Source organism: Streptomyces sp. NPDC006925, assembly GCF_042869575.1.
Lineage (GTDB): Bacteria > Actinomycetota > Actinomycetes > Streptomycetales > Streptomycetaceae > Streptomyces.
The window spans coordinates 37,087-63,454 of sequence record NZ_JBIAGB010000004.1; the positions used below are offsets into that span (position 1 = coordinate 37,087).

The window sequence follows — 26,368 nt, forward strand, 5'->3', positions numbered from 1 at the left end:
ACGGGTTCCCTTCACGTCCCACGCCCGCGCGCCGGCCGTCCCACGACGGCGCACCGACAGAGAGTTCCGCGCCATGAAGAGGTTCGACCTGGTGGTCATCGGCGGCGGCAGTGCCGGTCTGACCGCGGCCCGCACCGCCGGACGCCTCGGCGCCCGCACGCTGCTCGTCGAACGCGACCGGCTGGGCGGGGACTGCCTGTGGACAGGGTGTGTGCCGAGCAAGGCACTGCTGCATGTCGCCGCCGACGTCCAGGCTGCCCGCCGCGCTGCTGCCTACGGGCTCCCGCCGGTGTCCGGCCCGGCCGACCTCACAGCGGCCATGGCGGAGGTGAAGCAGGCGATCGGCGCGATCGAACCCCACGACTCGGCCGACGCACTGGCCCCGTACGGGGTCCACGTCACCCACGGCGCGGCGTCCTTCACCGGCCCGGGCACCCTGACCGCGGGCGAGCGGGAGGTCTCCTTCCGGTACGCGCTGATCGCCACGGGCTCCTCGCCGGCCCTGGTGCCGATCCCCGGCCTGGTCGAGAGCGGGCCGTTGACCAGCGACACGGTCTGGGAGCTGTCCGAACTCCCGCGCCGCCTGGTGGTGCTCGGTGGCGGGCCGATCGGCTGCGAGCTGGGGCAGGCGTTCGCCCGGCTCGGCTCGCAGGTCACTCTCGTGGAGGCGATGGACCGCCTGGTGCCGCGCGAAGAACCCCGGGCCTCCCAAGTCCTGCGCGAACGGCTGCGGTCCGAGGGCGTCACCGTACTGACCGGCTACCGCGCCGAGCGAGTCGGCACCGACGCCGTCCACGGACCTGGTGGTCCTCTGCCCTACGACTCGCTTCTGGCCGCCACGGGCCGCCACGCCGACACCGTAGGGCTCGGTCTGGAGGCTGCCGGTGTAGAGCTGACCGAGACCGGTCACGTCCGGACCGACGCCCGGCTGCGCACCGCTAACCACCGCATCTACGCCGCCGGAGATGTCACCGGCCGCTCGGCCTTCACCCACCTGGGCGGCACACAGGGCGGAGCAGCCGCCGTCGACGCTCTGCTGGGGGTGCGCCGCCCCATCGACTACCGGGCGGTGCCCCGGGTGACGTACACCGATCCCGAGATCGCCCGCGTCGGCCTCACCTCCGACGAGGCACACGCGAAGTACGGAGACCGCGCGCGCGTCCACACCCTGGACAACGACCGGGTGGACCGGGCGGTGGCCGACGGCCGCACCGAGGGCTTCACCACCCTGGTCCTGGGCCCGCGCGGGAAGATCGTCGGAGCCACGGTCGTGTCACCGAGGGCCGGCGAGACCATCGCCCATCTCGCGGCGGCAGTGCGACTGGGCTGGACTCCCTCCGACTACGCCCGCACCGTGCACCCCTACCCCACCTACGCCGACGGACCCTGGCACACCGCGCTCACCGACGTCTACGCCCGTCTCGCCCGGGGCAGCGGCCCCATCGGCGCGCTGCTGAAACTCCGCAGAGGAGTGATCAGGTGATCCTTCGTCCCGTCCTAGGCCTGCTCCTGGCGGCGATGGCGCTCGGCCAGGCCGCTTCGTTCGACGCGATGCCCGCCATCCTGACCACCTACGGTCTGACATCCGGTGCGGCCTCGACCGCCCTGGCCGTGGCGTTGATCAGCGCCCAGGCCGTAACGGCCCTCTGGTTCCTCGCCCGGCCCCGCTCCCGCGCCACCACACCCGTATGGCTCTACACCGCTGTCGCGGTGGCGTGGTCGGCCCTCGCCTCCCAGGCGTTCGCCCGCGGGCTCGTCCTGGACAACTGCGGCTGCTTCGGCACCTACCTCGCCCAGCCGCTGCGCTGGTACGTCCTCGTCGAGGATGCCCTGATGCTGTTGTACGCCGGGCTGCTGTGGCGCGGCCTGCGCCGGGCCGGGCCCACCTCGTCGCCCGCCACGGCTCGTACAGCTCGAACCCCGCAGGAGAACCCCTGATGCGGATCACCGCGAAACTGCGCGCCCTCGAACGTGCCACCCGCCCCTACGACACCGAGTTCGCCGCGGCGATGGAGCGCCGCTGGGCGGAACTCCCCGACGCGGCCCGGACCCCCGGCCAGATCCTCGGCCGGCACGGCGTCGGCTGTGAGGGCACCCACGGCGTCTTCCCCAAGTGCAACCTCAAGTGCACCCCCTGCTACCACTCCAGAGACGCCAACCAGGTACGCGTCGACGGCCCCCACACCCACGAACAGATCGCCGCGCAGATGCGCCTGCTGCGCAAGCTGCGGGGCCCACGTGCCCACACCCAGCTCATCGGCGGCGAGGTCAGCCTGCTCACCCCCGACGACCACGCCGCCGCCCTCGCGATCATGCGGGACCACGGCCGGGAACCGATGAGCTTCACCCACGGCGACTTCGACTACGACTACCTCACCCGCCTCGCACTCGGACCGGACGGCACACAGCGCCTCGGACGACTGTCCTTCGCCGCGCACTTCGACAAGTTCATGTACGGCCGGCGCGGCATCGAGCGCCCGCCGGATGAGAAGTCGCTCAATCCCTACCGCGCCCGGTTCGCCGCCATGTTCCGCCGCCTCCGGCGCGAGCACGGTGTGCGGTTCTTCCTCGCCCACAACATGACCGTCACCCCCGGCAACCTCGACGAGGTCGCGAGCATGATCCGCGACTGCCACGCCATGGGCTTTGGCATGTTCTCCTTCCAGCCCGCCGCCTTCCTCGGCGACGAGCGCCGCTGGAAGGAGAAGTTCCGCGAGGCGACCCCGGACGCGGTGTGGGCGGAGATCGAGCGCGGTGCCGGAGCCCGGCTGGACTACCGAGTCTTCGAGAACGGCGACGTGCGCTGCAACCGCACCGCCTACGGCTTCTACGTCGGCAGCCGCTGGTATCCGTTCCTCGACGGCGACGACCCGCGCGACCTCGCCGTGCGCGACGCGTTCTTCCGCTACTTCGGGAAGGTGACCTTCACCGGCACCCCGCCCGCCCTCCTCGCGGCAAGGATCGTGCGGGTGGCGGTCCGCCATCCGTCCACCGTGGTGACAAGTTTTCGCTGGCTGGGCCGCACCGCCCGCCGCGTCGGGCTGCTGCGGCTGGTCCGCCACCGGATGCGAGTGCGTACGGTCACCTTCGTCATGCACCAGTTCATGGACGCCGACGTCGTCGCCCCGGCCTGGGAAATGATGCAGCGCGGCGAACAGGCCGAGGAGCCCCGGCTGCGCGAGACCCAGGAGCGGCTGGCCGCCTGCCACTACGCCATGGCCCACCCCGAGAACGGAACCCTCGTCCCCGCCTGCGTCCAGCACGCCGTCCTCGACCCCGCCGAGAACGCCGCTCTGCGCACCCTGCTGCCGATCGTCGAGGTCCGCACCCCCACACGCCGCTCGCCCGGCACGTCCGACATGTAACCGAAGAACCGAAGGAGAAGCAGTCCATGCGCATAGGTGTCATCACCGGCTCCGGCAGCTACGACTGGCCCCACCTGGAGGGTGCGGCCGAGCGGACCGTCGTCACCGAACACGGCGCGGTCACCGTCACCGAGGGGCGCCTCGGGGGCGCGGAGATCGTGCAGCTGCCCCGGCACGGCACTGGCCACCACCGCCTGTCCAGCCAGGTCGACCACAAGGCGAACCTCGCCGCTCTGCTGGCCGTCGAGGCGGAGGCCGTGGTGTCCTTCACCGTCTGCGGCTCCCTCGACCCGGACCTGCGGCCGGGCTCGCTGGTGGTCTTCGACGACCTGTACTTCCCCGCCAACCGGCTGCCCGACGGCACCCCCTGCACCTGGTACGACACCCCCGGCGGGACCGGACGCGGCCACTGGATCTTCGACCGGCCCTTCAGCGAGCCCCTGCGCCAGGCGCTGATCACCGCCGCCGACCAGACCGGGGTACCCGTCGCCACACAGGGCGTGTACGGACACGTCGACGGTCCCCGGTTCAACTCGCGCTCGGAGGTGGCCGCGCTGGCCGCAGCCGGGATCAGCGCGATCAGCCAGACCGCGGGCCCGGAGGCCGTCCTGGCCGGTGAGGCCGAACTGCCCATGGCCCTGGTCGGTTTCATCACCGACTACGCCAACGGCGTCGCCCCCGAGCCGGAACCTGTACAGGCACTCCTGGACCGCATGGCGGCCAGCAAGGAGGTCTTCGCCACGCTGGCCGGGCACGCACTGCCATCCCTGGACAGCGTGAGCGCGGCAGGCTTCGTCTACCGGTTCGACACGTGAACGCCACCGCTCACCGGGGCACCCCCGCGATCCTGATCATGGCCAAGGAGCCCCGCCCCGGCACCGTCAAGACCCGGCTGCATCCCCTGCTCGGCCCGCAGCGCTGCGCCGAACTCCAGGCCGGGCTCATCCGCCACACCCTGGAACTGACCACCGTCCACGCTCCGCGGACTTACCTCGCCTACGCCCCGGCCGACGGCGGCGACGCGATCGGCACCACGACGCCGGCAGGCGTCCGGCTGCGCCTCCAGCGCGGCGAAGACCTCGGACAGCGCCTGGCTGCCGCCGTCACCGACGCCTTCACCGACGGCGCGGGCCCGCTCCTGGTCATCGGCACCGACGCGCCGACCCTCACCGGCGACCACCTGACCGCCGCCTTCACCGCCCTGGAAAGCCACGACGTGGTGCTGGGCCCCGCGCTCGACGGCGGCTACTACCTGATCGGCCTGCGCGCCCCCCACACCTCGCTCTTCGCCCTCGACGCGGATGTCTGGAGCACAGACCGGGTACGGACGGCGACCCTCGGCGTCGCCCGGCGCGAAGGGCTGAGCGTGAAACTGCTGTGCCCACTGCGGGACCTGGACACCCCCGAAGACGCATCCGCCCTCCTCGCCGATCCGGCGCTGCCCGCGCCGATCGCCGCTCTGATCCAGCCGGTGGAGGGCCCATGACACAGGTGTCGATCATCGTCCCGGCACTCAACGAGGAAGCCGCGATCGACCGTGCGGCCAGCCGCCTGTGCCGGGACTTCCCCGACTGCGAGCTGATCGTCGTGGACGGCGGTTCCACCGACGCCACCGCCGAACTCGCCGCCGCCCACGCCACCGTGATCACCAGTGAGCGAGGACGAGCCCGGCAGATGAATGAGGGCGCACGGCACGCGTCCGGCGACATCCTGTGGTTCGTCCACGCCGACACCGACATCGCCCCCGAGGCGCTGGACCAGATCCGGGCCGCACTCACCGACCCGGCCGTGGTCGGAGGCGGCCTCACCCTCCGCTTCGACCGCAGAACACCCGCCCTGAACTACCTCGCGTGGACGTCCAACGCCCGCGCCCGCCGCCTCCACCACATCTTCGGCGACCAGGCCATGTTCATCCGCCGCAGCGCCTTCGACGAACTCGGAGGCTTCCCCGACCTGGCCATCATGGAGGACCTGGAGATGTCACGGCGCCTGCACCGCCGCGGCCCGCTGCGCCTGCTGCCCGCCACCTCGACGGCCTCCTCACGCCGCCTGACCGCCCACGGCACCTGGCGCATGATCGCCTTCATGCAGTACCTGAAACTGCTGTACTTCGCCGGCGCAGACCCCGAAGCCATCCGCGCCCGCTACGCCGCCGGCCCCCGCCTCTTCCCGAAGAGAACCCCGGCCGTGCCACGCACCAGCCGTCCCTGAGCCCTCTCGTCCCGCACGATCTATACGACTCCTTGGAGACCGACCTCATGCGCATCGCAGTCTGCGGAGGGCCCTACGGAAACCCCTACGCCCTCCAGGCATTCGTCGACGACGCCCGCGCCCGGGGCGCAGAACGGCTCTTCTGCCTGGGCGACCTCGGCGGCTTCGGCGCCGACGTCAACGCTCTGTGGCCCATCCTCACCGACAACACCGTCGAGTGCGTCGCCGGAAACTACGACGTGGCCATCGCCCGCGGCGACACCGACTGCGGCTGCGGCTACCGCGACCCGAAAGACAACGAGTACGCCCAGCTGATCTACGACCACACCCTCGCCACCACCAGCCGCGACTTCGCCGCCTGGATGGACACCCTGCCCACCGAACGCCGGGAAACCATCGACGGCGTCGACGTCCACATGGTCCACGGCTCGACCCTGGCGCTGAACGACTTCTGGTGGGAGTCACTGCCCGAGGAGCAGCACCGCCTGCGCACCGACGCGTCCGGCGCCGCTGTCGTCCTGTGCACCCACAGCGGCCTGCCCTGGCAGCGGCGCATCGGCGACACCCTCGCCGTCAACGTCGGCGTGCTCGGGAAACCCGCCAACGACGGCCGACGCGACGTCTGGTACGCGATCCTCGACCTGTCCGACGGGCACGTCACCGCCGAGCTGATCCCCCTCGCGTACGACTGGCGGGCACAGGCCGCCTCGATGCGCGCCGCCGGGCTGCCCGAGATCTTCGCCGAGACCATCGAGACCGGCTGGTGGACCACCTGCCTGGAAATCCTGCCGCCACGCGAACGATCCCGGGGCCGCTACCACCTCTACCGCTCCACCCTGCCCTCCGGCTTCCGCCCCGCGAACGACGGCTGGGGAGAGACCACGCCCCAGGCCCTTCGGAGCGACCGGCCGGTGGTCCCGCTGTTCGGCACCCCGTACTTCCCCTCCCGGTTGTGGATCTACACCAACTTCCACTGCAACCTGGCCTGCGACTACTGCGCGGTCGCCTCCTCACCGAAAGCACTCGCCCGCACCCTGCCCACCGATGCCTTCCGTGCCCTGGTCGACGAGGCCGCACAGGCCGGGTTCACCGAGCTGTACCTCACCGGAGGTGAGCCCTTCCTGCACCCTGACATCGTCAGCCTCCTCGACTACGCCTCCGCCGTACTGCCCACCGTCGTGATGACCAACGCGATGCTGCTCCGCGGCCGCCGCGCCGACGGCCTCGCGGACCTGGCCGACCGCAAACTCACCGTCCAGACCTCCCTGGACGGCGCCACCGCCCACACTCATGATCTTCATCGCGGCTCGGGCTCATGGCAGCGCACCATCGACGGCATCCGCCACCTGATCGACCTCGGCCTGCCCCCGCGCGTCGCCCTCACCGAGACACCGGACAACACGCACGAGGTCCCCGCGGTCGCCGAGCTGCTGGCCGAACTCGGTCTGCCTGCCGACCACTTCGCGGTACGCCCGCTGCTGCGACGCGGCCTGTCCGACACCGGCGTCGAGATCGGCGAGGACTCCAGCATCCCCGAACTGACCGCCACCGCCGACGGACTGCACTGGCACCCCGCCGGAGCCGACCTCACCACCAGCCCCGACATGCACCTCGCACCCGCCGGCACCGCGCTCGCCGTGGGTCAACAGCTCGTCACCGAACGGTTCTTCACCGCCCGCCTCACCGACGGCACCCTGCCCCGCCCCGTCCACTGCGCCATCTGACCTCTTTGGAAGGAAGTCCACCATGCAACAACACGTCGCGATCCTCGGCGCCGGACCCGTCGGTCTCGACGCAGCACTTGCCTGCGCCGACGCCGGATGGACCTTCACCGTCTACGAAGCCGCGGACACCACCGCCGCGCACGTGCGGGCCTGGGGCCATGTCCGGCTCTTCACCCCATGGGACCTCAACGTCTCCCGCAGGATGCGGGCCCACCTGTCGTCCGCCCCGACCGGCGACGACTGCCCCACGGGCACCGACCTGGCCAGCCAGCTCCTCGGCCCGGTCGCCGCGCTCCCCGCTCTCGAAGGCCGCATTCGGTACAGCAGCCGCGTCGCAGCCATCGCCCGCACCGGCCTCCTCAAACATGAAGAGATCGGCACCAGCACCCGCGCCGCCGCCCCCTTCACCCTCCTGCTCGACACCCCCGGCGGCGAGGACACGGCGGAGGCCGACCTCGTCCTGGACTGCACCGGCACCTACTCCCACCCCAACACCCTCGGACCCGGCGGCATCCCCGCCCCCGGCGAACGCGCCCTCGCCGACCACATCACCCGTACTCTCCCGGACACCGAAGACCCCGACCGCTGGGCCGGAACCGTCCTCCTCGTCGGCGCCGGAAAATCCGCCCAGACCGCAGCCCGCGACCTGGCCGCCCTGCCCGGCACCCGCGTCGAGTGGGCGGTGCGCAAACCAACACCCGACTGGGGCGCCGTACCCGACGACACCCTGCCCGGCCGCCAGCACCTCGTCGACACCTCCCAGGCCTTCGCCAACGGTGTCAACGACCGCGTCACCGTCCACACCGGTGCCCATGTCCGGGCCCTGCACCCCGCCGACGACCGGGTACGCGCCATACTCGCCACCGACGACGGCCCTCGCACGGTCGTCTGCGACCACGTCGTAGCGCTGACCGGGTACACCGGCGACACCTCCCTCTACCGGCAGTTGCAGGTCCACGAGTGCTACGCCACCGGCGCCCCCATGAACCTCTCCGCCGCCCTCCTCGGCTCCGCGGGCGGCGACTGCCTCACCCAGCCGTCCGCCGGGATCGAGGCCCTGCGCAACCCCGAACCCCACTTCTACATCCTGGGCGCCAAGTCCCACGGCCGCCTCAACACCTTCCTGCTGCGCACCGGATACCGGCAGATCGACCAGTTCGCCGCTGCGTACGCCGACGCCCCGAAACCCACTACGGCTGTCGGGACGGCACAAGGCCGGGACCGCTGATCGAAGCACTCGGACCGCCCGACCGGCACGAGAACCCGGGTACGGCGAGAGGTTTCCTGACCGCCCATCACGCACAGCTGTCCACGGGCTGTCCACCGAAGACGTCGAGATCTTGCCGGACTCCGTGGTTCGGCTGAGCAAAGCAGCAGCTCACAGGCCTGCGGCAGTTTATCGACGGCAGCACGTGAAACTGCGACCTATGCATTGCGCTGCGCAAGCCGCCAGCGCCCGTTTCACCCGAATTCCAAGGTCACTCCATACAAGAAACCCCCGTTTCAAAGGCCTGACCTGAGGTTCTTCAGAGAGCCGCCTTCGGCATTCGAACCCGAGACTACGCTTTACGAGACCGAGAGCGTTCATGCCGGGTGCTGCCGCACGGTGCTACCCGATCACGTTTTACCTGATCAGGGCATGCGCGGTGGTCTCCCCCGTGCAGTCTGGTGCTGGCTCGTCCAAAGGCGTCTGCCCACCGGCTGTCCGCCGGAGCGCCTCTCCGTGCGGCTGTCAGTGGCCTTCTGCCTGCTCCGATGGAGTGGCAGATACCGATTTCGTCGGCACGCCGAGGCACTTGTCAGGATGCGACAATCCCACACGCGCTTCAGGTGACGTCGATGCTGTGGGCACCATGGTCAACCCGCTTGCCAGGGCCTGTGACTGGAGCGAGTCATCGGTGCCGTGCCTGAGAGCCATGGCGGTCGATCCTGAGGACTCGGTGTTCAGGCTGCGGCGGGTGTCTTGTCCGGTTCCGTAGTCTGCGAGGTTTCGCTAAGGGCTGCAAGGTAGCGCTCGGCGTCCAGAGCTGCTGCGGCTCCGGTACCGGCGGCGGTGATGGCCTGACGGTAGGTGTGGTCGACGACATCGCCAGCGGCAAACACCCCGGGCAGGTTGGTACGCGTCGTCGGAGCGGCGACGGTGACGTAGCCCTCGGCATCAAGGTCGAGCTGGTCCGCGAACAGCTCGGTGCGCGGGTCGTGGCCAATCGCGATGAACAGCCCCGTCACATCCAGATCGCGGGTGGCACCAGTGAAGACTTCACGCAGGACGACGCCGCCGAGCATGCCGTTCGTCTCCTTGATCTCGGCGATCTCGCTGTCGAACGCGAAGGAGATCTTGTCGTCGGCGAACGCCCGGTCCTGCATGACCTTGGAGGCGCGCAGGGTGGAGCGGCGGTGGACGACTGTGACGGAACGGGCGAAGCGGGTGAGGAAGGTAGCTTCCTCCATGGCGGTGTCGCCGCCGCCGACCACGATGATGTCGCGGTCGCGGAAGAAGAACCCGTCGCATGTGGCGCACCAGGACACCCCGCGGCCGGACAGCGCCTCCTCGCGTGGGAGGCCGAGTTTGCGGTAGCCGGAGCCGGTGGCGATGATCACCGTCCTCGCGCGGTGGACGGCGCCAGCGGAGTCGATGAGGAGCTTGATGTCGCCGGTGAGGTCGACGGAGACGATGTCGTCGTCGACCATCTCAGCGCCGAACTTCTCGGCCTGGGCCCGCATGTTCTCCATCAGGACGGGGCCATCGACGCCGTCGGGGAAGCCGGGAAAGTTCTCGACCTCGGTCGTGGTCGTCAGCGAGCCGCCGACGAAGATGCTGCTGCCGAAGAGCAACGGCTTCAACTGGGCGCGCGCGGTGTAGAGGGCGGCGGTGTATCCGGCGGGTCCGGAGCCGATGATGACGACCTCGTGTATCTCGCTCACGCCGTCTTCTCCGGGGCGATCTCGGCGATGAGACCCTCGACGAGGGTCTTGATCTCGTCGCGGATGGGGCGCACGGCCTCGACGCCCTGGCCGGCCGGGTCTTCGAGCTTCCAGTCCAGGTAGCGCTTGCCGGGGAAGACGGGGCAGGTGTCGCCGCAGCCCATCGTGATGCAGACGTCGGACTCGCGGACCGCGTCGACGGTGAGGATCTTCGGGGTCTCGGCGGAGATGTCGATGCCGACCTCGGCCATGGCCTCGACGGCGGCCGGGTTCACGGCCGTGCCCGGGTTGGAGCCAGCGGAGCGGACCTCGACGCGGTCTCCGGCCAGGTGGGTCAGCCAGGCGGCGGCCATCTGCGAGCGGCCGGCGTTGTGGACGCAGACGAACAGAACGGAGGGCTTGTCGGACATCGTTGTTCCCTTGGTGAAGTGGTGAGGTGGATCAGCAGGTGGGGCGGACGGGATCGGTCAGGCGTCCGGCAGGACGGCCAGGAGGTCGGTGATGCGGGCGTCGATGTCGCCGAGGATGGTGCGTACGACGCCGATCGGAGCACCGTCAGGGTCGGCGACAGACCAGTCGAGGTAGTGCCGGCCGGGGGCCACGGGGCAGGCGTCGCCGCAGCCCATCGTGATGACGTAGTCGGCGGCCTCGACGACCTCGCTGGTCAGGGGCTTGGGGTAGGCGTCCGTGACGGCCAGGCCCGCCTCCAGGAGCGCCTGAGCGACGTGGGGCTCGACCTCGGCGGCCGGGTCGGTCCCGGCGGAGGAGACGACCACGCGCTCGCCCGCACGGTGGGCCAGCAGGGCGGCGGCCATCTGCGAGCGGCCGGCGTTGTGCCCGCACACGAACAGCACGCGGACCGCACCCCCGGCACCCGGCGTCTGGGTATGAGCGAGGGCATCGAGGCGCTCTGCGGTCAGGCGCTCGGCCAACACCACCAGGTGCGTGCGGACCCGGGCGTTCTCGGCGAGGAGCCGGTAGGAGTCGGTGAGCAGCTGCTGCACGGTCTCCGCCGAGAAGTGCCCTTGGTGGCGGGAGGCGAGGCGTGCGGCCCCGGCGCTGAGCCGCTCGTCGGGCCAGGTGGGAGATGGTGGGACGGACATGGGAACCCCTTCGACAGGCCCAGCAAGTTCAGTACGGACTGGTGTCAGTGCCGAATGATGTGACAGTATCAGTCCATGATGACGTCAGTCGACACTGATCTGATCCGGGTTCTGGCCGACCCGCTCAGGCTCAAGATCGTGACCCTGCTCGCCCGCGAGACCCTGTGCACCACGCACCTGGTCGAGGAGACCGGCGCCAAGCAGACCAACCTCTCCAACCACATGAAGGTCCTGCGCGAGGCCGGCGTGGTGGACACCGAACCCTGCGGCCGGTTCATCTACTACAAGCTGCGCCCCGAGGTCCTGGCCGGGCTCTCCGAGCAGTTCGCCGCGCTCGCCGACTCCGCCCGCACCGCTTCCGAGAACAAGAGGGCCTGCCCGTGACCTCCACCGAGCCCACCACCACCCCGACCCCGGGTGCCAGCCCGGCCGGGGACGACTCGATCGTCAAGAAGCTCTCCACCCTCGACCGCTACCTCGCGGTGTGGATCCTGCTCGCCATGGCCGTCGGCCTGGGCCTGGGCCGCCTCATCCCGGGGATGAACGACGCGCTCGCGAAGATCGAGATCGGCGGGATCTCCCTGCCGATCGCGCTCGGCCTGCTCGTCATGATGTACCCGGTCCTCGCCAAGGTCCGCTACGACCGGCTCGACCGCGTCACCAGCGACCGCAAGCTGCTCATCTCCTCGCTGGTCATCAACTGGGTCGTCGGCCCCGCCGTCATGTTCGCCCTGGCGTGGATCTTCCTGCCGGACCTTCCCGAGTACCGCACCGGCCTGATCATCGTCGGCCTCGCCCGCTGCATCGCCATGGTCATCATCTGGAACGACCTCGCCTGCGGCGACCGCGAAGCCGCCGCCGTCCTCGTCGCACTGAACTCGGTCTTCCAGGTCATCGCGTTCGGCCTGCTGGGCTGGTTCTACCTCGACCTGCTACCGCGCTGGCTGAACCTGGGCGACGGCCAGGGTCTGGACGTATCCGTCTGGCACATTGCGCTGAACGTCGTCATCTTCCTCGGTATCCCGCTGCTGGCTGGCTTCCTCACCCGACGCATCGGCGAGCAGAGGATGGGCCGCGAGGGCTACGAGGCGAGATTCCTGCCGAGGATCGGCCCGTGGGCCCTGTACGGGCTGCTGTTCACGATCGTCATTCTCTTCGCCCTGCAGGGGAAGACCATCACCTCGCAGCCGCTGGACGTCGTGCGGATCGCGCTGCCGCTGCTGGTGTACTTCGCGATCATGTTCTTCGGCACCTTCCTCCTCGGCAAGGGTCTGGGCCTGGCCTACGACCGCACCACGACCCTGGCGTTCACCGCGGCGGGCAACAACTTCGAGCTGGCCATCGCGGTCGCCATCGCCACCTTCGGCGTCACCTCCGGTCAAGCCCTGTCCGGCGTCGTCGGACCGCTCATCGAGGTCCCGGTACTGATCGGCCTGGTCTACGTCGCGCTCGCCTGGCGAAAGAAGTTCGCCGCCGACGCGGTGACGACGGCCCCATGACGCACCGGGTCGACGTGGTGGTGGTCGGCGGCGGCCAGGCCGGGCTCGCCGCCGGCTACCACCTGCGCCGCCAGAACCTGGACTTCACCGTCCTGGACGCCGGTCCGGCTCCGGGCGGGGCCTGGCAGCACATGTGGGACTCCCTGCACCTGTTCTCCCCCGCAGAGCACTCCTCGCTGCCGGGGAGGCTCATGCCCGCCCAGGCGGGCGAGATCTACCCGGACGCCGGGCACGTGGTGGACTACCTGGCCGACTACGAGAAGCGCTACGACCTGCCCGTGCAGCACGGCACCCGCGTGAATGCCGTACGCCGGGAGGGCGAATCGCTGCTGGTCGAGGCGGACACCGGTCTGTGGCGGGCCCGCGCGGTCATCAGCGCGACCGGCACCTGGTCGCGGCCCTTCCTCCCTGCCGTTCCCGGCCGCAGCGCCTTCACCGGTCGGCAGCTGCACACGGTGAACTACCGCTCGCCGGCCGACTTCACCGGTCAGCGGGTCGTCGTGGTCGGCGGCGGGAATTCCGGCGCACAGACCGCCGCCGACCTCGCCCTGGACGGCCAGGTCGAGGTGACGTGGGTGACCCAGCGCCCGCCGCAGTTCCTGGCCGACGACATCGACGGCCGGACCCTGTTCGACGTGGCCACCGCCCGCCGCCGCGCCCTCGAAGAGGGCCGCAGGGACACCGGCGGGTCGCCTCGCTCGGTGACATCGTCGCCGTGCCGCCCGTCCGTGCCGCCCGCGACGCAGGGCTCTTGGTCGCGAAGCCTATGTTCGCCCGCCTCGCCGCCGACGGTGCCCGGTGGGCCGACGGCAGTCATTCGGGCGCTGACGCGGTCATCTGGTGCACCGGCTTCCGCCCGGCGCTCGCCCATCTCGCCCCGCTGAACCTGCGCAGCGCGCGGGGGCACATCCCCACCGACGGCACGCGGGCGCTCGGCGAACCGCGGCTGCACCTGCTCGGCTACGGCGACTGGACCGGCCCCGCCTCAGCCACGCTCATCGGTGTCGGCCGCCCGGCCCGTGACGCTGCACAGGCGATCGCTCAGCTTCTCTGACGGTCAGGTGGCGGCGGGGCTGCGGCGTTCGATGAGGACGACGTCGCGCCAGATGCCGTGATGGCGTCCGATCCGCTCCCGGGTGCCGATGACGCGGAAGCCGGTCCGCTGGTGAACGGCGAGGCTGGCGGCGTTCTCGGGGAAGATCCCGGACTGGATGGTCCAGATCCCGGCCTGCTCGGTGGAGTCGATCAGGGCCTTCAGCAAGGAGGAGGCGACGCCGCGACCGCGGGCGGCGGGGTGAACGTAGACGGAGTGCTCGACCACACCCGCGTACGCGCACCGGTCCGAGACCCGGCTCGCGGCGACCCAGCCCAGCACCGCTCCGTGCTCGTCGAGAGCGGCAAAGCGGTGCTCGGGCAGCTTCGTGGCGTCGAACGCCTCCCACGACGGTGGGGTGGTCTCGAAGGTGGCATTGCCCTCGTCGATGCCGGCCTGGTAGATGGCCAGCACCTGCTCGGCATGCTCCGCCGTCAGCGGCATGACCGCCACACTCAGCGCCCGACTCACTGCTTCCCCCTCTGTCCTGTCCAGTGTCAGGCCGCGGCCGGCACGGCCAGCAGCTTGCCCATCGCGGCGAGCACCGACGGCTCGACCCGGTAGTAGACCCAGGTGCCGCGCCGCTCGGAGGTGAGCAGCCCGGCCTCCTTCAGCTTCTTCAGGTGATGGGACACCGTGGGCTGGGAGACGCCGACATCGGAGATGTCGCATACGCACGCCTCCCCGCCCTCGTGCGAGGCCACGGCGGAGAACAGCCGCAGCCGGACTGGGTCGCCCAGCGCCTTGAACATCCGCGAAGCCGTCTCGGCCTCCTCTGCGGTCATGGGGCGCTCGGTCAGCGGCGGGCAGCACGGCGCGACACCCTGGCCGCCGGTGAGGTCGAGCAGCGGCAGTACCTTCGCATTCGACATACGTCTATGTTGACACACGTCGAACCAGCGCCGCGAGAGTCGTCACCGGCGGGCAAGGCAGTCAGCCAGGCGCCGGGCGATCCGCTCCGCGTCCCGTCCGACCCCGCGCAGCGAGTTCGACGACAGGCTGCGCTGCCACTCAAGCCCCACGAACGCCAGCCCCGGCACCCCGATGGCGAGCCCCTCGCGGTGCTGCGGCTTCCGTTCGGAATCGAGGGCGTCGCCGAGGTCGCTGAGGTAGGGCAGGTCGGGGCGGTAGCCCGTGGCGAGCACGATCACGTCGACCTCCTCCCGCTCTCCGTCCGGCCAGAGGAGCTTGGCCCCGTCGGAGCCGGTGAACAGTGATCGCCGGTCAGGTTGCCCGGCGGCCAGGGCTGCGCGGTAACGGCCGTCATCGAGGACCGGCTGTGCCGGCGGGCGCGGCAAGAGCCGGCCGAGAGGTGCGATGTCCACGCCGGTGCGGGCCGTCCAGAAGTGCAGGTCTCGGCCGAGGATGCGCTGCGCCGCGAACTTCACCGGTCCGCGGGTGGCGAGCGTGACGTGCGCGGTGCTTGCAAGCTCGGCGGCGATCTGCACTGCGGAGTTGCCGGCCCCGACCACGACCACCCGGCGGCCGGCGAACGGCGACGGGCTGCGGTAGTCGGCGGCGTGCAGCACCCGGCCGGTGAACTCCCGAAGGCCCGGCAGTGCTGGCCGGTGCGGTCGCCCGAAGGTTCCGGAGGCCGCGACGACGGCGCGGGCCGTGAGCCGGCCGCCAGCGTCGAGGGTCAACTCGAATTCGGATCCGGCCCGGCGTACGCAGGTGACGCGCTGGCCGGTGCGGATGTCGGCGTCCAGGCGGTCGGCGTAGGCAGTGAGGTAGGCGACGACCTCGTCACGGTGCGGGTAGCGGTCCCGGTCAGCTCCGGGAAACGGCATCCCGGGCAAGGAGCTGTACCGGGCGGGCGAGAACAGCGTGAGGCTGTCGTAGTAGCGCGGCCACGACCCGGCCGTACCGCCGGATGCCTCCAGCACCACCGGCCGCAGCCCACGGCGGAGCAAGGTGTGGGCGGCGGCGAGCCCGGACTGACCGCCGCCGATCACGGCGACGTCGATGCGCTGCATCAGGAATCCCCCTGGTTTCGATGAATGTCTATGTTGACGCTCATCAATACAGGTGCGATGCTGGGCCGCGCAAGCCATCGACAGATGTCGAAACACGCAAGGAGTCGCCGTGAACGCGCCCGCCACCACCGAGCTGCCCGTCGTCGTGATCGGAGCCGGACCCGCCGGTCTGGCCGCCGCCGCCCACCTCATCGACCAGGGCATCGAGCCCCTGGTCCTGGAAGCCGGCCCAAGCGCCGGCGCTGCGGTGCGCGAGTGGTCGCACGTGCGCCTGTTCTCCACCTGGGCCGAGGTCGTCGACCCCGCCGCCGAGAAGCTGCTGGCCCCCACCGGCTGGACACGGCCCGACCCGGCCACCTACCCCTCCGGCGGCGACTGGGCCGACCTCTACCTCCAGCCGCTCGCCGACGCCCTCGGTAACCGCGTCCGTCTCGGCGCCACCGTCATCGGCGTCTCGCGCAGCGGCCGGGACCGCATCGTCGACGCCGACCGCGAGCAGCAGCCCTTCGTCGTGCACCTCGCCCACGCAGACGGCCGTGAGGAGCGCCTCTTCGCCCGCGCCGTCATCGACGCCTCCGGCACCTGGGACACGCCCAGCCCCGCCGGCGGCAGCGGCCTCGCCGCCCTCGGCGAGAAGGCCGCAGCCGACCGGATCACCTACCGCGTCCCGGACCTGAAGAACCCGGCCGTGCGCGCGCGGTACGCGGGCAAGCGCACCGCTGTGATCGGCTCCGGCGCCTCCGCCTTCACCGCTCTCGCCTACCTCGCCGACCTCGCCAAGTCCAAGGACGGCGCAGGCACGAAGGGCGTATGGATCCTGCGCCGGGGTATCTCGGGTTCCACCTTCGGCGGGGGCGAGGCCGACCAGCTCCCGGCCCGCGGAGCCCTGGGCCTGGCGGCGAAGGCCGCAGTCGACGAGGGCCACGCGGACGCGGTCACCGGCTTCCGCACCGACGCCTTCGAGCGCGACGCAGACGGCGCCCTGGTCCTGATCGGCGAGGACGGGCGCCGCCTGGACCCGGTCGACGAGGTCATCGTCCTCACCGGTTTCCGCCCCGACCTGTCCTTCCTGGACGAGCTGCGCCTGGGCCTCGACGAGCGCCTCCAGGCGCCCGTCGAGCTGGCTCCGCTGATCGACCCCAACCAGCACTCCTGCGGGACTGTCTACCCGCACGGCCACCGCGAGCTCTCCCACCCGGAGACGGGGGTCTACCTGGTCGGGATGAAGTCCTACGGCCGCGCTCCGACGTTCCTCGCGATGACGGGATACGAGCAGGTGCGCTCCGTGGCCGCCGCGATCGCCGGCGACATCGAGTCCGCCGACCGCGTGGAACTCACCCTGCCCGAGACCGGAGTCTGCGGCGGTGCCGGCCTGTTCGACACCCCCGACACCCAGCAGGCCGACGGCGGCGGCTGCTGCGCGCCCACCCCGCAGCTCGTCCAGCTCGGTGCCCCCGCCACGATCGGAGCAGCTGCCGAAGAAGCCCCCGCAGGTGGCTGCTGCGGCTCGTGACCGACCTAGGCACCCCCACGCGCGGGGCCGCGACCGGAATAGGGGGCCGGTCGCGGCCCCGCGCCGCCCTGCCCGCCCTGTGCATCACGCAGATCGTGAGCTGGGGCATCGTCTACTACGCCTTCCCCGTCCTCAACCCCCAGATCAACGCCGCGACCGGCTGGCCGGCCGGGGCAACCACCGCGGCGTTCTCACTCGGCCTCGTCGTCTCCGCCCTCGCCGGGATCCGCGTCGGGCGCATCCTCGACCGACGCGGACCGCGCACCGTCATGACCGTCGGCTCCGTGCTCGGCGTGGTCAGCCTGCTGATCGTGGCCGCAGCCCCGAACATCCCGGTATTCATCGTCGGTTGGGCGCTCGCCGGACTCGCGATGGCGGCCACGTTCTATCAGCCCGCGTTCGCCGCTCTCACCCGCTGGTGGGGCCCCGACCACGTGCGGGCCCTGACTGTCGTCACCCTTGCCGGCGGGCTCGCGTCAACCGTCTTCGCACCCCTGACTGCAGCACTCGCCGACCATCTGTCCTGGCGCCACACCTACCTCGTGCTCGCTGGCATCCTCGCCGCCATCACCATCCCCGCCCACGCCCTGGCCCTGCGCGCGCCCTGGCCCGACGCCCCAACCGGCCCTGCCCACACGGCCGCAAACACTGCCGAAGTCGCTCGCAGCCGACCGTTCCTCCTGCTCGCCGCCGCCTTCACCCTGTCCAGCTTCGCGATGTACGCCGTCGTCGTCGCCCTCGTTCCCCTCCTCCTGGAACGCGGATACACCACCAGCCAGGCCGCCTGGGCACTCGGCATCGGCGGCGCCGGACAAACCCTCGGCCGCACCCTGTACGCCACCCTCTCCCGGCGGACCACCGTCACGGCCCGCACGACGATCCTCATCGCCCTCGGTGGACTGACCACCGCCGCCTTTGCAGCCGTCCCCGGTCCGTACGTACTGCTAATCGCTGTGTCGATCCTGGCCGGAGCGGTCCGCGGCAACCTCACACTCCTACAGGCAACCGCCATCACCGACCGATGGGGCGCAACCCACTACGGCCGCCTCTCCGGACTCCTCGCAGCGCCAGCAACTACCGCCGCCGCGCTCGCACCCTTCGCAGGCGCAGCCCTCGCCGCGCCCCTCGGTGGCTATGGACCACTCTTCGCTCTCCTGGCCGGGCTCCCTCTCATCGCAGTCCTCTTCACGGCATGGACCAATCCTGTCGAGCGATCGAACCTCGCTGACAAAAGGACCCGTACAGTTCTGCCCTCGGACCGCCCGCGAGCGGAATAGCCAGGGCGTTCGTTCGATTGGTTTCCTTGTAGAGATCGCGGGAGGGGGCGCTGGTGGCCGAGCTGATGATGTTCCGGCAGGGCGCGGACGGACGGGATGTCGAGCTGGCCGGCTCGACGGTGGCGCTGGAGGTGGAGCTGCAGCGGCGGGTCGAGGCCGGCCTGGATCAGATGCTGGGCGTCCGTTTCCTGGCCTCGGAGTATCCGACCGGGCCTTGGCACCGGGGGCGGATCGACACCCTGGGGCTCGATGAGAACGGCAGCCCGGTGGTGATCGAGTTCAAGAAGGGCTCGGACAGCGGGGTGGTGTCCCAGGCGGTCTCCTACCTGTCCTGGCTGGAGTCGGCGCACCACGAGTTCGAGGCGCTCGTGCGGAAGGTGCTGGGGGCGGAGGTGGCCGAGTCCGTCGACTGGTGTCGTCCGCGGATGATCTGCATCGCGGCGGGCTTCTCGCATCACGACCGGGTGGCGGTGCAGAGGTTGCCCGAGCGGATCGACCTGGTGCGCTACCGGATCTTCGACGGTGGCCTGCTGGGGCTGCTGCTCGTGGACTCCGCGACCGGCTTCCCGAGCGCTGCCTCTTCTCGCCGGGGCCGGGAGCGGGCACCCGTGGCGGACAGCGTGCCGACGTCTTCGGCGATCTCTGCGCCTGCGGGTGGAGGAGCGGTGCCGGAGTGCCTGCGGGACCTGTACGCGGAACTGGACGCGGCGCTCACGGCCTGGGGCGAGGTGGAGGTGGCGCCGTTGCGGCACTACATCGCCTACCGGCGGTTGGTGAACGTGGCGTCGGTGATCTTCCGTCCGAAGCACGAGGCGATCCTGGTGTACCTCAGACTCGAACCGGACACGGTCGAGTTGGAGGAGGGCTTCACCCGGGACATGCGCGGTATCGGACACCTCGGGACCGGCGACCTGGAGGTCCGCGTCGTCTCGGCAGCCGACTTGGAGAAGGCGGCGCCGCTGATCCGGCGGGCGTTCGAGGCGGCCTGACGTAACAGGAGGGGCGGCTGGTGCATCGGTTAGTCGATGCTCCAGCCGCCCCTTTGGCGTCTGTGGGCCGCCGGCCCTGGCCTCTCTCCGCTCTCACGATCATGCCTCCGGTCCGGCCAGCTCGAAGTCGTCCTTCGTCAGTTCTGCCCGCAGCCGCTCCTCGGCGACGTCCGCGTAGTGCGCGGACAGCTCGACGCCCACGAAGCGGCGTCCCTCGCGCAGGGCCGCGACCCCGGTGGAGCCGCTGCCGGTGAACGGGTCAAGGACGGTGCCGCCCTCGGGGCAGACCTGGACGAGCTGCTGCATGACCTCGACCGGCTTCTGGGTGATGTGAACCCGGCCCTTGCGGGGCTGGGAGGCGATGTAGTGCCCCGGCAGGTAGAGGTCGCGGGTGTTGTCGAGGGAGCCCTTGACGCCCCAGATGATGAACTCCGAGTCCTGCTTCGGCCCGCCCTTGCGGGGCCGGCTGGACGGCTTGATCCACGGGATCGTGCCGCTCCAGGTCCATCCCGCCATCTGAAGGGCGTCGGAGGTGGTCGGCTCCTGGCGCCAGTCGGTGAAGACCATGGCGACCGCGTGCTCGGTCGAGGCCCGGTAGGCCTCGGTGAGCAGTTCGGTGAGCCAGGAGCGGTAGGAGCGCTGGTCGCGGTTCTCGCCGGGGAAGTTGGCGAGGTCGTGCGCCGAGTTGCTCGTGACGTACTTGGCACGTGCGGTACGGCCGGTCCGGTCGGAGCTGGTGCGGCCCCCGGAGTTGTACGGCGGATCGGTGATCACCGCCTGGACGCTCTCGTCCGGGAGGGACTTCAGGACGGTCAGGGCGTCGCCTCGGTGCAGCGTGTAGCTCATGGGGAGGGCCTCTCTTCGGGCGCGGCGGAGTCTGGACCTGCTCCGGGCAGCGCTCAACGGCGTGCATCCGGTGTGAGGTTGCAGCGGAGGTTAACGGCGAATTCCGGCCGCGCCTAACGAGGTGGCTCCCTGCTTCGGGCCCCTGGATGGCAGTCGTTTGGCGCGGCCGGAATCCCGGTCTACTGTCTCGCCGTGCCACCGGGAAGGAGCGCTGCTCCACCCCCGTTGAGCTGTGCTTATCCGTGCTGTCTCGTCCAATCGGGCGGTGTCGGGGGCATGTTGCCCATCTGCCCTTGAACGCCGTGAGGAGGCCACTGTGCACTGCCTGAGATTACGAGCGCGGCTGGCTGCCGCGCGTGACCTGAAACCGGCGTCTCGGAGCTACCAACTCCTCTGACCTGGGCCCGCCGAGAGGCGGATGCACATCGGCGCGGTGCCGACGGCTTTGCACGAGAAGTCGGCACCGCGTCTCCTTCGATCACCGAGGAGCCGCTGCGGTGCAGCATGCCCTGACACACCCGTGCCCCGACCCACCTCCCTCGACCGGTCCGCACCGCCGCCGCGCTGAACGGGGGTGGCCGTGAAGAAGACGACGGGAGCCCTCGTCGGTCTGTGCGCCACCGGACCGCTCCTGCTGGCACTGCCGATTCTTGGCATCGGGGCCGGGACGGCCTCGGCTTCGTGCTCGACCGACGGTGCACAGGGTGTGGACGCCTCCGCCGTCGCCAAGCAGGTGAAGGCCATCCTGGACGGCGGCGACAGGGGCTCGGTCTCCGTGCCGGGTCTGGACGCGCCTGCCGACCAAGTGCCCAACGCCAAGACGATCCAGGCCACGGGCGTTGCGATGAACATCCCCGCCCGAGGGCAGGTCGTCGCCTTGGCGACCGCGCTGCAGGAGAGCGGCCTGCGGAACCTGACCTACGGCGACCGCGATTCGCTGGGTCTCTTCCAGCAGCGGCCGTCGATGGGCTGGGGTACGGCTAGCCAGATCCTTGACCCGGTGCACGCCTCGACGAAGTTCTACGAGGGGCTCAAGAAGGTCTCCGGCTGGCAGTCCCTCTCTGTCACCCAGGCCGCGCAGGCGGTACAGAAGTCGGGCTTCCCGGAGGCGTACGCCAAATGGGAGCCGCTGGCCACCGCCCTGCAGAAGGCCATCGAGCCCCTGCTGCAGAAGGCCGGCGGCGCATCGCCGAGCCCGTCGCCGTCCGGCTCTGCCGACACCGGGAGCCCCTCTCCCGATTCCGCGGGGGGTTGTTCGGCGGACGGCGACGGGACGGACTTCGGCACCATCCCGGCGGGCGCCCAGCCGGACGAGTACAAGATTCCCGCCTCCGCGCCGCCGAAGGTACAGGCGGCGATCCGGTGGGCGCTCGGCCAGCTCGGCACCCCGTATCAGTGGGGCGGCACGTGCACCGACTCCCGCGGCAAGAACCCGATGGGCCGCTGCGACTGCTCCTCCCTGATGCAGGGCGCGTACAAGGCCGCCGGGGTCACCCTGACGCGGACCACGTACACGCAGGTCAAGGGCGGCAAGGCCGTCTCGGTCGATGCCCTCAAGCCGGGCGACCTCCTCTTCACCGAGGGGACGGCCGCCGTACCGGAACACGTCGGGATGGCGATCGGGCAGGGCCTGATCGTCCACGCCCCGCACACCGGTGACGTCGTACGGATCGCCACCGTCGCGTCCTGGAAATCGCGGATTCTCGCGGCCCGCCGAGTCGTCTGACCGGCGCTCCTCCCCCTCCTCACCTCCCCTCGCACCGCTGGTTCGCCCCTCCGGGCTTTGGCGTGCGCTCATTCGAACTGGAGTTCCCGTGTATCTCGCTGAACAGGTCATACAGCTCGCCTACGACCCCGGAATCAAGCCCAACGAGGGCGGGCTTCCGGGCCTCAACGTCCTCAAGCAGGTGATGGGCTCGATCAACTTGTTCGGGCTCATCGCCGTGGTCGGAGCCCTCGCCGTCAGTGCGGGCGTGTGGGCCTGGGGTCACCACTCCGGTGGTCACCAGGCCGAGGCGAACGGGAAGAAGGGCGTGCTGGTCAGCGCGGGCGCGGCCCTTCTTCTCGGTGCGGCCAACGGTGTAGTGGCGTTCTTCTCGACGCTGGGGACGCAGGTCCACTGATGGCTCAGCACTCCGCCCACCCCGGCGGCGCATCTCGCGTGCGCCGCCGGGCGCTGCTCGGCACTGCCGTCCTGGCGGTGCTCGTCGCCCTCGCCGGCCTGGCCGCCTACCTCACCCGCGAGGGCCGAAGCCCCTCCGATACCGCTTCTCCACCGCCGAGTTCGCCCACGGCGTCCTCGTCGCCCGCGACACCGTCCGGGCCGCACACCCGGCCCCGCGCTCTGCCCGTTCCGCCGAAGACCCACGACCCGATCACGTACGGGAAGGCCGCCGCCGCAGCGCTGTGGTCGTACGACACCCGCGCGTACTCGCAGCCCGAGCTGCGCAAGGCGCTGCGCGGCTGGCTGACCACGGAGTCGAAGTACGCCGATCCGGCCTCCGTCGATCAGGAGGTCCCCTCGGCCGTGCTGTGGAAGGAGATGGCGGCCAACAAGCAGGTCGCCACCGCCAAGATCAACGAGGGGCACTTCCCGCATGCCTTTACCCAGGCTCTCCAGGACGACCCCGGGGCGATCACGCAGGCGTACGTCTACGCCGTCACGGTCTCCGGCAAGCAGTCGATTCGCTGGAAGGGCTCGGCCGCCGGCGGTGCGGAGAGCCGGTCCACCACCCTCGCGGTCCAGTGCCGGCCCAACCACCCCTGCGCCTTGGTCGGCGTCATGCCGTCCGTCGCGCCCTGACCCTCGCCCCAGAACGGAGGTACGACCCATGGGAGTCTGCGACTTCCCGCTGATGGACAAGGTGTGCGGCGCTGTCGACTTCGCCACCAACCCCGCCGGCACCGTCACCGACGGTCTCGGCGCGTGGATCGCGAAGTCGGCGGGCGAGCTGGCGTCCAGCGCGGCCGACCTGGCCGCCAAGGCCGTCAACAAGACGACGGCCATCGACCTCAACGCCGGTTGGTTCCGCGACAACTACGAGCTGCTGCTGCCCATCGGCCTCGCCCTGACCGTCGGCATCTTCTGCATCCAGCTCATGACCGCGGCCTGGCGCCGAGACGAACGTGCCCTCGCCAAGGCGGCGTTCGGCACCATGACCGGAGTCCTGTTCAGCTTCTCCGCCATCGCCTTCACGACCGTCGCCATCACCGTGGTGGACGCGCTGTCCGACGGCCTCTTCAAAGCCGCCAACACCTCGATCGACGACGCGATCCGTCGTGTGATCAAGGTTGATCAGATGGGGGCCATGTACGGCCTCGGCTGGGGTGTGCCCGCGCTGGTGGCCTTCGGGTGCGCGATCGGTGCCTTCCTCTACTGGGGCGTGATGGTGGCCCGCAAGGTCGGCGTCCTGATCATGGTCGCGCTCGCGGTATTCGCGGGGGCCGGCGGCGGCTGGGAAGTCGCCAAACGGTGGCGGCGCGGCTGGATCGAGGCCACCGGCACCCTGATCGTCTCCAAGCTGTTGATGACCGTGGTCTTCCTGATCGGCGTCTCCGCCATGGGCAAGACCGACGCCAGCGACGGAATGGCGGCCCTGTCCGACGCGATGGCCGGCATCGTCGTGATGGTCCTGGTGTTGCTCTGCCCCTACGCGACGTACAAGTTCGTCCACTGGGCCAGCGACGGCGGCGGCCACGACGACATGCACCGCACCGGTGTCGCCGGCATGGCGGTCGCCGCAGGAGCCGCGAAGACCGCAGGCAGCCTCGCACTGCGGGCCGGTACCGGCGCCCCCGCTCCGCAGGGTCCGAACCAGGTCCCCGGCGCGGGCACCGATGGCGTCGCCTCCGGCATCAACCCCTCCGGCGGCAACCTCAGCAAGGAGGGCATCGACGCCGGGCCGCCCAAGCAGCAGACCCGCTTCCGGTACGGCGAAGACCCGAACGCGAGCGGCGACAAGGGCCGGGCTCTGATCCAGCGCCCCGGGATCCCGCCGCTGATCACACGTCCTGGCGAGGACGAACCGGAAGGTTCCGAATCGACCGCCCAAGGCGTTGCGGGCGGCTCCGGTCACCTCACAGGCGCATCGGCTCCGGGCGGCGACATGACCTCCATGCCGCCAGCCGACCCCGGGCCTTCGGCCTCGGGCTCTCCGGCGTCCGCGTCCGGACGGTCGGCCACCGGCTCCGCGACGCCGACGAACTGGGTGTATCCCACCCAGCCGCCGTCGGGTTCCTGACCCACATCCCCGGGGGCGGGCCGCACTCCACGGCCCGCCCCCGCCCCCCACCAGCAGGAAGGTTTCGCCATGACGTCCAGAAGAGCGCCGCGCGCCCCGTCCTCCGCCCGCTCCCACCGTCTGGAACCACCATGTCCGGCAAGCACCAGTCCTCCACGCCCACCGTAAAGTTCCCGCACCGCAGCAGGCGCGGCGTCCTGCTCGGCCTGTCCGTCCCGCAGTTGGCCGTCGCCGGGCTCACCGGCCTTCTCCTTCTCGCCGTGATCCTCGCCCGCGGTGTGGTCGGCGCCCTCCAGCTCATCCCGCTGTGGGCCGTGATCACCCTGCTCGTCTTCGTCCGCCACCGAGGCCGTGCTCTGGCGGACTGGGCCCCGATCGTCGTCCGGTACGCGCTGCGCCGGATGCGAGGCCAGCTCGTCTGGCTCACCCGGCCCTCCCGCCGGCCGACCCGCGAGGGACTGCTCCACCTTCCCGGCACCGCTGCCAGCCTGCGCGTGACCACCGCTCCCGACGGCAAGTACGGCGCCGTCCACAACCCGCACACCGGGACGCTGACCGCGGTGGTCAAGGTCTCCTCCCGCGCCTACGCCCTGCTCGACCCCGGCACCCAGCAGGCCAACGTCGGCGGCTGGGGACGCGCGCTGGCAGCTCTCGCCCGTACCGGGCAGATCGCCCGCATCCAGGTGATCGAGCGCACCATCCCCGACTCCGGCGACGCGCTGCGCCGCTACTGGGAAGAGCACGGCCGCCCCGACACCCCGATGGCCGGCGCGATCTATAACGAGCTGATCCAGAGCGCCGGTCCCGCAGCCGCCCCGCACGAGGCGTACGTCGCGGTGTCCCTGGACACCAAGGCGGCCCGTCGGCTGATCAACCAGGCTGGCGGCGGTCTCACCGGTGCCTTCAGCGTCCTCGCCCAGCGCACCTCCACGTTCGACCAGGCGGCGCGGACCGCCGGTCTCACCCCGACGGGCTGGCTCACCGCCCGCGAGATCGCCGCCGTGGTGCGCACTTCCTATGACCCGAAGGCGCTGGCGACACTCGACCGCTGGTCCACGGCCGGTCGCCCCGAGGCCGAGCCCGCCGCCGCCGGACCCGTCGTGGTCGTCGAGAAGGCGGATCACATCGCCACCGACTCCGCCGTGCACGCCACCTACTGGGTGGAGAACTGGCCGCGCACCGAGACCAGCGCCGGCTTCCTGCACCAGCTCCTGTTCACCGGCGGGGTGCGGCGCACGCTGTCGCTCTCCTACGAGCCGAAGAACCTCGACGCCGCCCTGCGCGACGTGCAGCGCAAGAAGTCCAGCGTGATCGCCGACGCCGCCGAACGGGCCCGGCGCGGCCAGGTCGACTCCGAGGCGGACTCGATCGAGTACCAGGACATCAAGTCCCGCGAACGCCAGCTCATCGCCGGGCACGCCGACGTCGCCCTGACCGGTCTGCTGACCGTCTCGGCCGACACCGAGGACGAGCTGCGCACCGCCTGCGCCGTCGTGGAGACCGCCGCTGTCGGCGCCCAGCTCGATCTGAGGCCGCTGACCTGGCAGCAGGCCGAGGCGTTCACCGCCGCCGCCCTGCCGCTCGCGCTCGCTGCCTGACCCTTCCC

General features: G+C 70.8%; 25 protein-coding genes and 1 pseudogene. 19 read left to right on the forward strand and 7 right to left on the reverse strand.

From position 1 onward, the window contains the following. Window positions 1-73: 73 nt before the first annotated feature. The 8 genes from ACFYNS_RS07655 to ACFYNS_RS07690 are packed head-to-tail and all read left to right on the forward strand — an operon-like array spanning window position 74 to window position 8,528. On the forward strand, window positions 74-1,483 hold the full coding sequence (locus ACFYNS_RS07655; RefSeq protein ID WP_164181921.1) for an NAD(P)/FAD-dependent oxidoreductase: 1,410 nt from the start codon (window positions 74-76) through the stop codon (window positions 1,481-1,483). Further along, window positions 1,480-1,938 (forward strand): MauE/DoxX family redox-associated membrane protein, encoded by a 459-nt coding sequence (locus ACFYNS_RS07660; protein ID WP_164181911.1) that lies wholly within the window; start codon window positions 1,480-1,482, stop codon window positions 1,936-1,938. The genes ACFYNS_RS07655 and ACFYNS_RS07660 overlap by 4 nt, the downstream gene beginning before the upstream one ends. Further along, window positions 1,938-3,365, forward strand: a complete 1,428-nt coding sequence (locus ACFYNS_RS07665) for a radical SAM domain-containing protein (protein ID WP_164181909.1) — start codon at window positions 1,938-1,940, stop codon at window positions 3,363-3,365. Before ACFYNS_RS07660 ends, ACFYNS_RS07665 begins: the two co-directional genes overlap by 1 nt. Before the next feature lie 26 nt (window positions 3,366-3,391). Next, window positions 3,392-4,180 (forward strand): MTAP family purine nucleoside phosphorylase, encoded by a 789-nt coding sequence (locus ACFYNS_RS07670; protein ID WP_164181907.1) that lies wholly within the window; start codon window positions 3,392-3,394, stop codon window positions 4,178-4,180. Next, the gene (locus tag ACFYNS_RS07675) at window positions 4,177-4,851 is read left to right on the forward strand and encodes a TIGR04282 family arsenosugar biosynthesis glycosyltransferase (protein ID WP_164181905.1); all 675 of its coding nucleotides are present in this window, start codon (window positions 4,177-4,179) and stop codon (window positions 4,849-4,851) included. Before ACFYNS_RS07670 ends, ACFYNS_RS07675 begins: the two co-directional genes overlap by 4 nt. Further along, window positions 4,848-5,576, forward strand: a complete 729-nt coding sequence (locus tag ACFYNS_RS07680) for a TIGR04283 family arsenosugar biosynthesis glycosyltransferase (protein ID WP_164181903.1) — start codon at window positions 4,848-4,850, stop codon at window positions 5,574-5,576. The genes ACFYNS_RS07675 and ACFYNS_RS07680 overlap by 4 nt, the downstream gene beginning before the upstream one ends. A 47-nt stretch (window positions 5,577-5,623) precedes the next feature. Then, on the forward strand, window positions 5,624-7,300 hold the full coding sequence (locus ACFYNS_RS07685; protein WP_164181901.1) for a radical SAM protein: 1,677 nt from the start codon (window positions 5,624-5,626) through the stop codon (window positions 7,298-7,300). Between the two features lie 22 nt (window positions 7,301-7,322). Beyond that, on the forward strand, window positions 7,323-8,528 hold the full coding sequence (locus tag ACFYNS_RS07690) for an NAD(P)-binding domain-containing protein (protein WP_164181896.1): 1,206 nt from the start codon (window positions 7,323-7,325) through the stop codon (window positions 8,526-8,528). 716 nt (window positions 8,529-9,244) lie between these two features. On the opposite strand, the gene trxB is transcribed toward ACFYNS_RS07690, so the two are convergent. From trxB to ACFYNS_RS07705, 3 genes are read right to left on the reverse strand one after another with little or no spacing between them, the layout of a single operon-like run. Continuing rightward, entirely contained in the window at window positions 9,245-10,225 is a 981-nt protein-coding gene (gene trxB / locus ACFYNS_RS07695) for a thioredoxin-disulfide reductase (protein WP_164181895.1), read from the reverse strand. Next, window positions 10,222-10,635, reverse strand: coding sequence for an arsenate reductase ArsC (locus tag ACFYNS_RS07700; protein WP_164181894.1), 414 nt, complete (start codon window positions 10,633-10,635; stop codon window positions 10,222-10,224). Before ACFYNS_RS07700 ends, trxB begins: the two co-directional genes overlap by 4 nt. Window positions 10,636-10,692: 57 nt before the next feature. Further along, on the reverse strand, window positions 10,693-11,328 hold the full coding sequence (locus ACFYNS_RS07705; RefSeq protein WP_360379896.1) for a three-helix bundle dimerization domain-containing protein: 636 nt from the start codon (window positions 11,326-11,328) through the stop codon (window positions 10,693-10,695). Between the two features lie 75 nt (window positions 11,329-11,403). Between ACFYNS_RS07705 and ACFYNS_RS07710 the strand changes: the two genes are divergently transcribed. From ACFYNS_RS07710 to ACFYNS_RS07720, 3 genes and pseudogenes are all read left to right on the forward strand, one after another. Further along, complete coding sequence (locus ACFYNS_RS07710) at window positions 11,404-11,712, forward strand: helix-turn-helix transcriptional regulator (protein ID WP_164181890.1); 309 nt, start codon at window positions 11,404-11,406, stop codon at window positions 11,710-11,712. Continuing rightward, entirely contained in the window at window positions 11,709-12,827 is a 1,119-nt protein-coding gene (gene arsB / locus ACFYNS_RS07715) for an ACR3 family arsenite efflux transporter (RefSeq protein WP_164181888.1), read from the forward strand. Before ACFYNS_RS07710 ends, arsB begins: the two co-directional genes overlap by 4 nt. Then, window positions 12,824-13,881 (forward strand): annotated as a pseudogene (locus tag ACFYNS_RS07720) (ArsO family NAD(P)H-dependent flavin-containing monooxygenase). The gene arsB and the pseudogene ACFYNS_RS07720 overlap by 4 nt, the downstream one beginning before the upstream one ends. Window positions 13,882-13,884: 3 nt before the next feature. Here the strand turns inward: ACFYNS_RS07720 and ACFYNS_RS07725 are convergent. The 3 genes from ACFYNS_RS07725 to ACFYNS_RS07735 are packed head-to-tail and all read right to left on the reverse strand — an operon-like array spanning window position 13,885 to window position 15,896. Continuing rightward, on the reverse strand, window positions 13,885-14,364 hold the full coding sequence (locus tag ACFYNS_RS07725; protein ID WP_164181884.1) for a GNAT family N-acetyltransferase: 480 nt from the start codon (window positions 14,362-14,364) through the stop codon (window positions 13,885-13,887). A 53-nt stretch (window positions 14,365-14,417) separates the two neighbouring features. Continuing rightward, on the reverse strand, window positions 14,418-14,792 hold the full coding sequence (locus tag ACFYNS_RS07730) for a helix-turn-helix transcriptional regulator (RefSeq protein WP_164181882.1): 375 nt from the start codon (window positions 14,790-14,792) through the stop codon (window positions 14,418-14,420). 42 nt (window positions 14,793-14,834) lie between these two features. Further along, the gene (locus ACFYNS_RS07735; protein WP_164184060.1) at window positions 14,835-15,896 is read right to left on the reverse strand and encodes an NAD(P)/FAD-dependent oxidoreductase; all 1,062 of its coding nucleotides are present in this window, start codon (window positions 15,894-15,896) and stop codon (window positions 14,835-14,837) included. Window positions 15,897-16,005: 109 nt separating this feature from the next. Here ACFYNS_RS07735 and ACFYNS_RS07740 point away from each other — a divergent pair, with 109 nt between their 5' ends. The 3 genes from ACFYNS_RS07740 to ACFYNS_RS07750 are packed head-to-tail and all read left to right on the forward strand — an operon-like array spanning window position 16,006 to window position 19,675. Next, window positions 16,006-17,409 (forward strand): NAD(P)-binding domain-containing protein, encoded by a 1,404-nt coding sequence (locus tag ACFYNS_RS07740; RefSeq protein ID WP_164181880.1) that lies wholly within the window; start codon window positions 16,006-16,008, stop codon window positions 17,407-17,409. Further along, window positions 17,406-18,686, forward strand: coding sequence for an MFS transporter (locus ACFYNS_RS07745; RefSeq protein WP_164181878.1), 1,281 nt, complete (start codon window positions 17,406-17,408; stop codon window positions 18,684-18,686). Before ACFYNS_RS07740 ends, ACFYNS_RS07745 begins: the two co-directional genes overlap by 4 nt. Before the next feature lie 53 nt (window positions 18,687-18,739). Beyond that, window positions 18,740-19,675, forward strand: coding sequence for a DUF5655 domain-containing protein (locus ACFYNS_RS07750; RefSeq protein WP_360379906.1), 936 nt, complete (start codon window positions 18,740-18,742; stop codon window positions 19,673-19,675). Between the two features lie 99 nt (window positions 19,676-19,774). Here the strand turns inward: ACFYNS_RS07750 and ACFYNS_RS07755 are convergent, their stop codons facing one another. After that, window positions 19,775-20,521, reverse strand: a complete 747-nt coding sequence (locus ACFYNS_RS07755; protein ID WP_047471334.1) for a site-specific DNA-methyltransferase — start codon at window positions 20,519-20,521, stop codon at window positions 19,775-19,777. A gap of 580 nt (window positions 20,522-21,101) precedes the next feature. Between ACFYNS_RS07755 and ACFYNS_RS07760 the strand changes: the two genes are divergently transcribed. The 5 genes from ACFYNS_RS07760 to ACFYNS_RS07780 all read left to right on the forward strand — a co-directional run bounded on the left by ACFYNS_RS07760 (window position 21,102) and on the right by ACFYNS_RS07780 (window position 26,360). Beyond that, window positions 21,102-22,247 (forward strand): C40 family peptidase, encoded by a 1,146-nt coding sequence (locus tag ACFYNS_RS07760; protein WP_358721308.1) that lies wholly within the window; start codon window positions 21,102-21,104, stop codon window positions 22,245-22,247. 88 nt (window positions 22,248-22,335) lie between these two features. Further along, window positions 22,336-22,644, forward strand: coding sequence for a DUF6112 family protein (locus tag ACFYNS_RS07765; protein WP_011029048.1), 309 nt, complete (start codon window positions 22,336-22,338; stop codon window positions 22,642-22,644). Beyond that, on the forward strand, window positions 22,644-23,324 hold the full coding sequence (locus ACFYNS_RS07770) for a hypothetical protein (RefSeq protein ID WP_388601509.1): 681 nt from the start codon (window positions 22,644-22,646) through the stop codon (window positions 23,322-23,324). The genes ACFYNS_RS07765 and ACFYNS_RS07770 overlap by 1 nt, the downstream gene beginning before the upstream one ends. Window positions 23,325-23,352: 28 nt before the next feature. Further along, a complete protein-coding gene (locus ACFYNS_RS07775; protein ID WP_388601512.1) occupies window positions 23,353-24,762 on the forward strand; it encodes an ATP-binding protein in 1,410 nt (469 codons plus the stop codon). Between the two features lie 131 nt (window positions 24,763-24,893). Then, the gene (locus ACFYNS_RS07780) at window positions 24,894-26,360 is read left to right on the forward strand and encodes an SCO6880 family protein (protein ID WP_388601514.1); all 1,467 of its coding nucleotides are present in this window, start codon (window positions 24,894-24,896) and stop codon (window positions 26,358-26,360) included. Window positions 26,361-26,368: the final 8 nt, after the last annotated feature.

Excerpts from the sequence above, each read along its gene's own strand:
- ACFYNS_RS07655 (WP_164181921.1), top strand. The coding sequence starts at position 74 with ATGAAGAGGTTCGACCTGGTGGTCATCGGCGGCGGCAGTGCCGGTCTG.
- ACFYNS_RS07665 (WP_164181909.1), top strand. The coding sequence starts at position 1,938 with ATGCGGATCACCGCGAAACTGCGCGCCCTCGAACGTGCCACCCGCCCC.
- ACFYNS_RS07670 (WP_164181907.1), top strand. The coding sequence starts at position 3,392 with ATGCGCATAGGTGTCATCACCGGCTCCGGCAGCTACGACTGGCCCCAC.
- ACFYNS_RS07680 (WP_164181903.1), top strand. The coding sequence starts at position 4,848 with ATGACACAGGTGTCGATCATCGTCCCGGCACTCAACGAGGAAGCCGCG.
- ACFYNS_RS07685 (WP_164181901.1), top strand. The coding sequence starts at position 5,624 with ATGCGCATCGCAGTCTGCGGAGGGCCCTACGGAAACCCCTACGCCCTC.
- ACFYNS_RS07690 (WP_164181896.1), top strand. The coding sequence starts at position 7,323 with ATGCAACAACACGTCGCGATCCTCGGCGCCGGACCCGTCGGTCTCGAC.
- ACFYNS_RS07700 (WP_164181894.1), bottom strand. The coding sequence starts at position 10,635 with ATGTCCGACAAGCCCTCCGTTCTGTTCGTCTGCGTCCACAACGCCGGC.
- ACFYNS_RS07705 (WP_360379896.1), bottom strand. The coding sequence starts at position 11,328 with ATGTCCGTCCCACCATCTCCCACCTGGCCCGACGAGCGGCTCAGCGCC.
- ACFYNS_RS07710 (WP_164181890.1), top strand. The coding sequence starts at position 11,404 with ATGATGACGTCAGTCGACACTGATCTGATCCGGGTTCTGGCCGACCCG.
- ACFYNS_RS07725 (WP_164181884.1), bottom strand. The coding sequence starts at position 14,364 with ATGCCGCTGACGGCGGAGCATGCCGAGCAGGTGCTGGCCATCTACCAG.
- ACFYNS_RS07730 (WP_164181882.1), bottom strand. The coding sequence starts at position 14,792 with ATGTCGAATGCGAAGGTACTGCCGCTGCTCGACCTCACCGGCGGCCAG.
- ACFYNS_RS07735 (WP_164184060.1), bottom strand. The coding sequence starts at position 15,896 with ATGCAGCGCATCGACGTCGCCGTGATCGGCGGCGGTCAGTCCGGGCTC.
- ACFYNS_RS07755 (WP_047471334.1), bottom strand. The coding sequence starts at position 20,521 with ATGAGCTACACGCTGCACCGAGGCGACGCCCTGACCGTCCTGAAGTCC.
- ACFYNS_RS07770 (WP_388601509.1), top strand. The coding sequence starts at position 22,644 with ATGGCTCAGCACTCCGCCCACCCCGGCGGCGCATCTCGCGTGCGCCGC.
- ACFYNS_RS07775 (WP_388601512.1), top strand. The coding sequence starts at position 23,353 with ATGGGAGTCTGCGACTTCCCGCTGATGGACAAGGTGTGCGGCGCTGTC.
- ACFYNS_RS07780 (WP_388601514.1), top strand. The coding sequence starts at position 24,894 with ATGTCCGGCAAGCACCAGTCCTCCACGCCCACCGTAAAGTTCCCGCAC.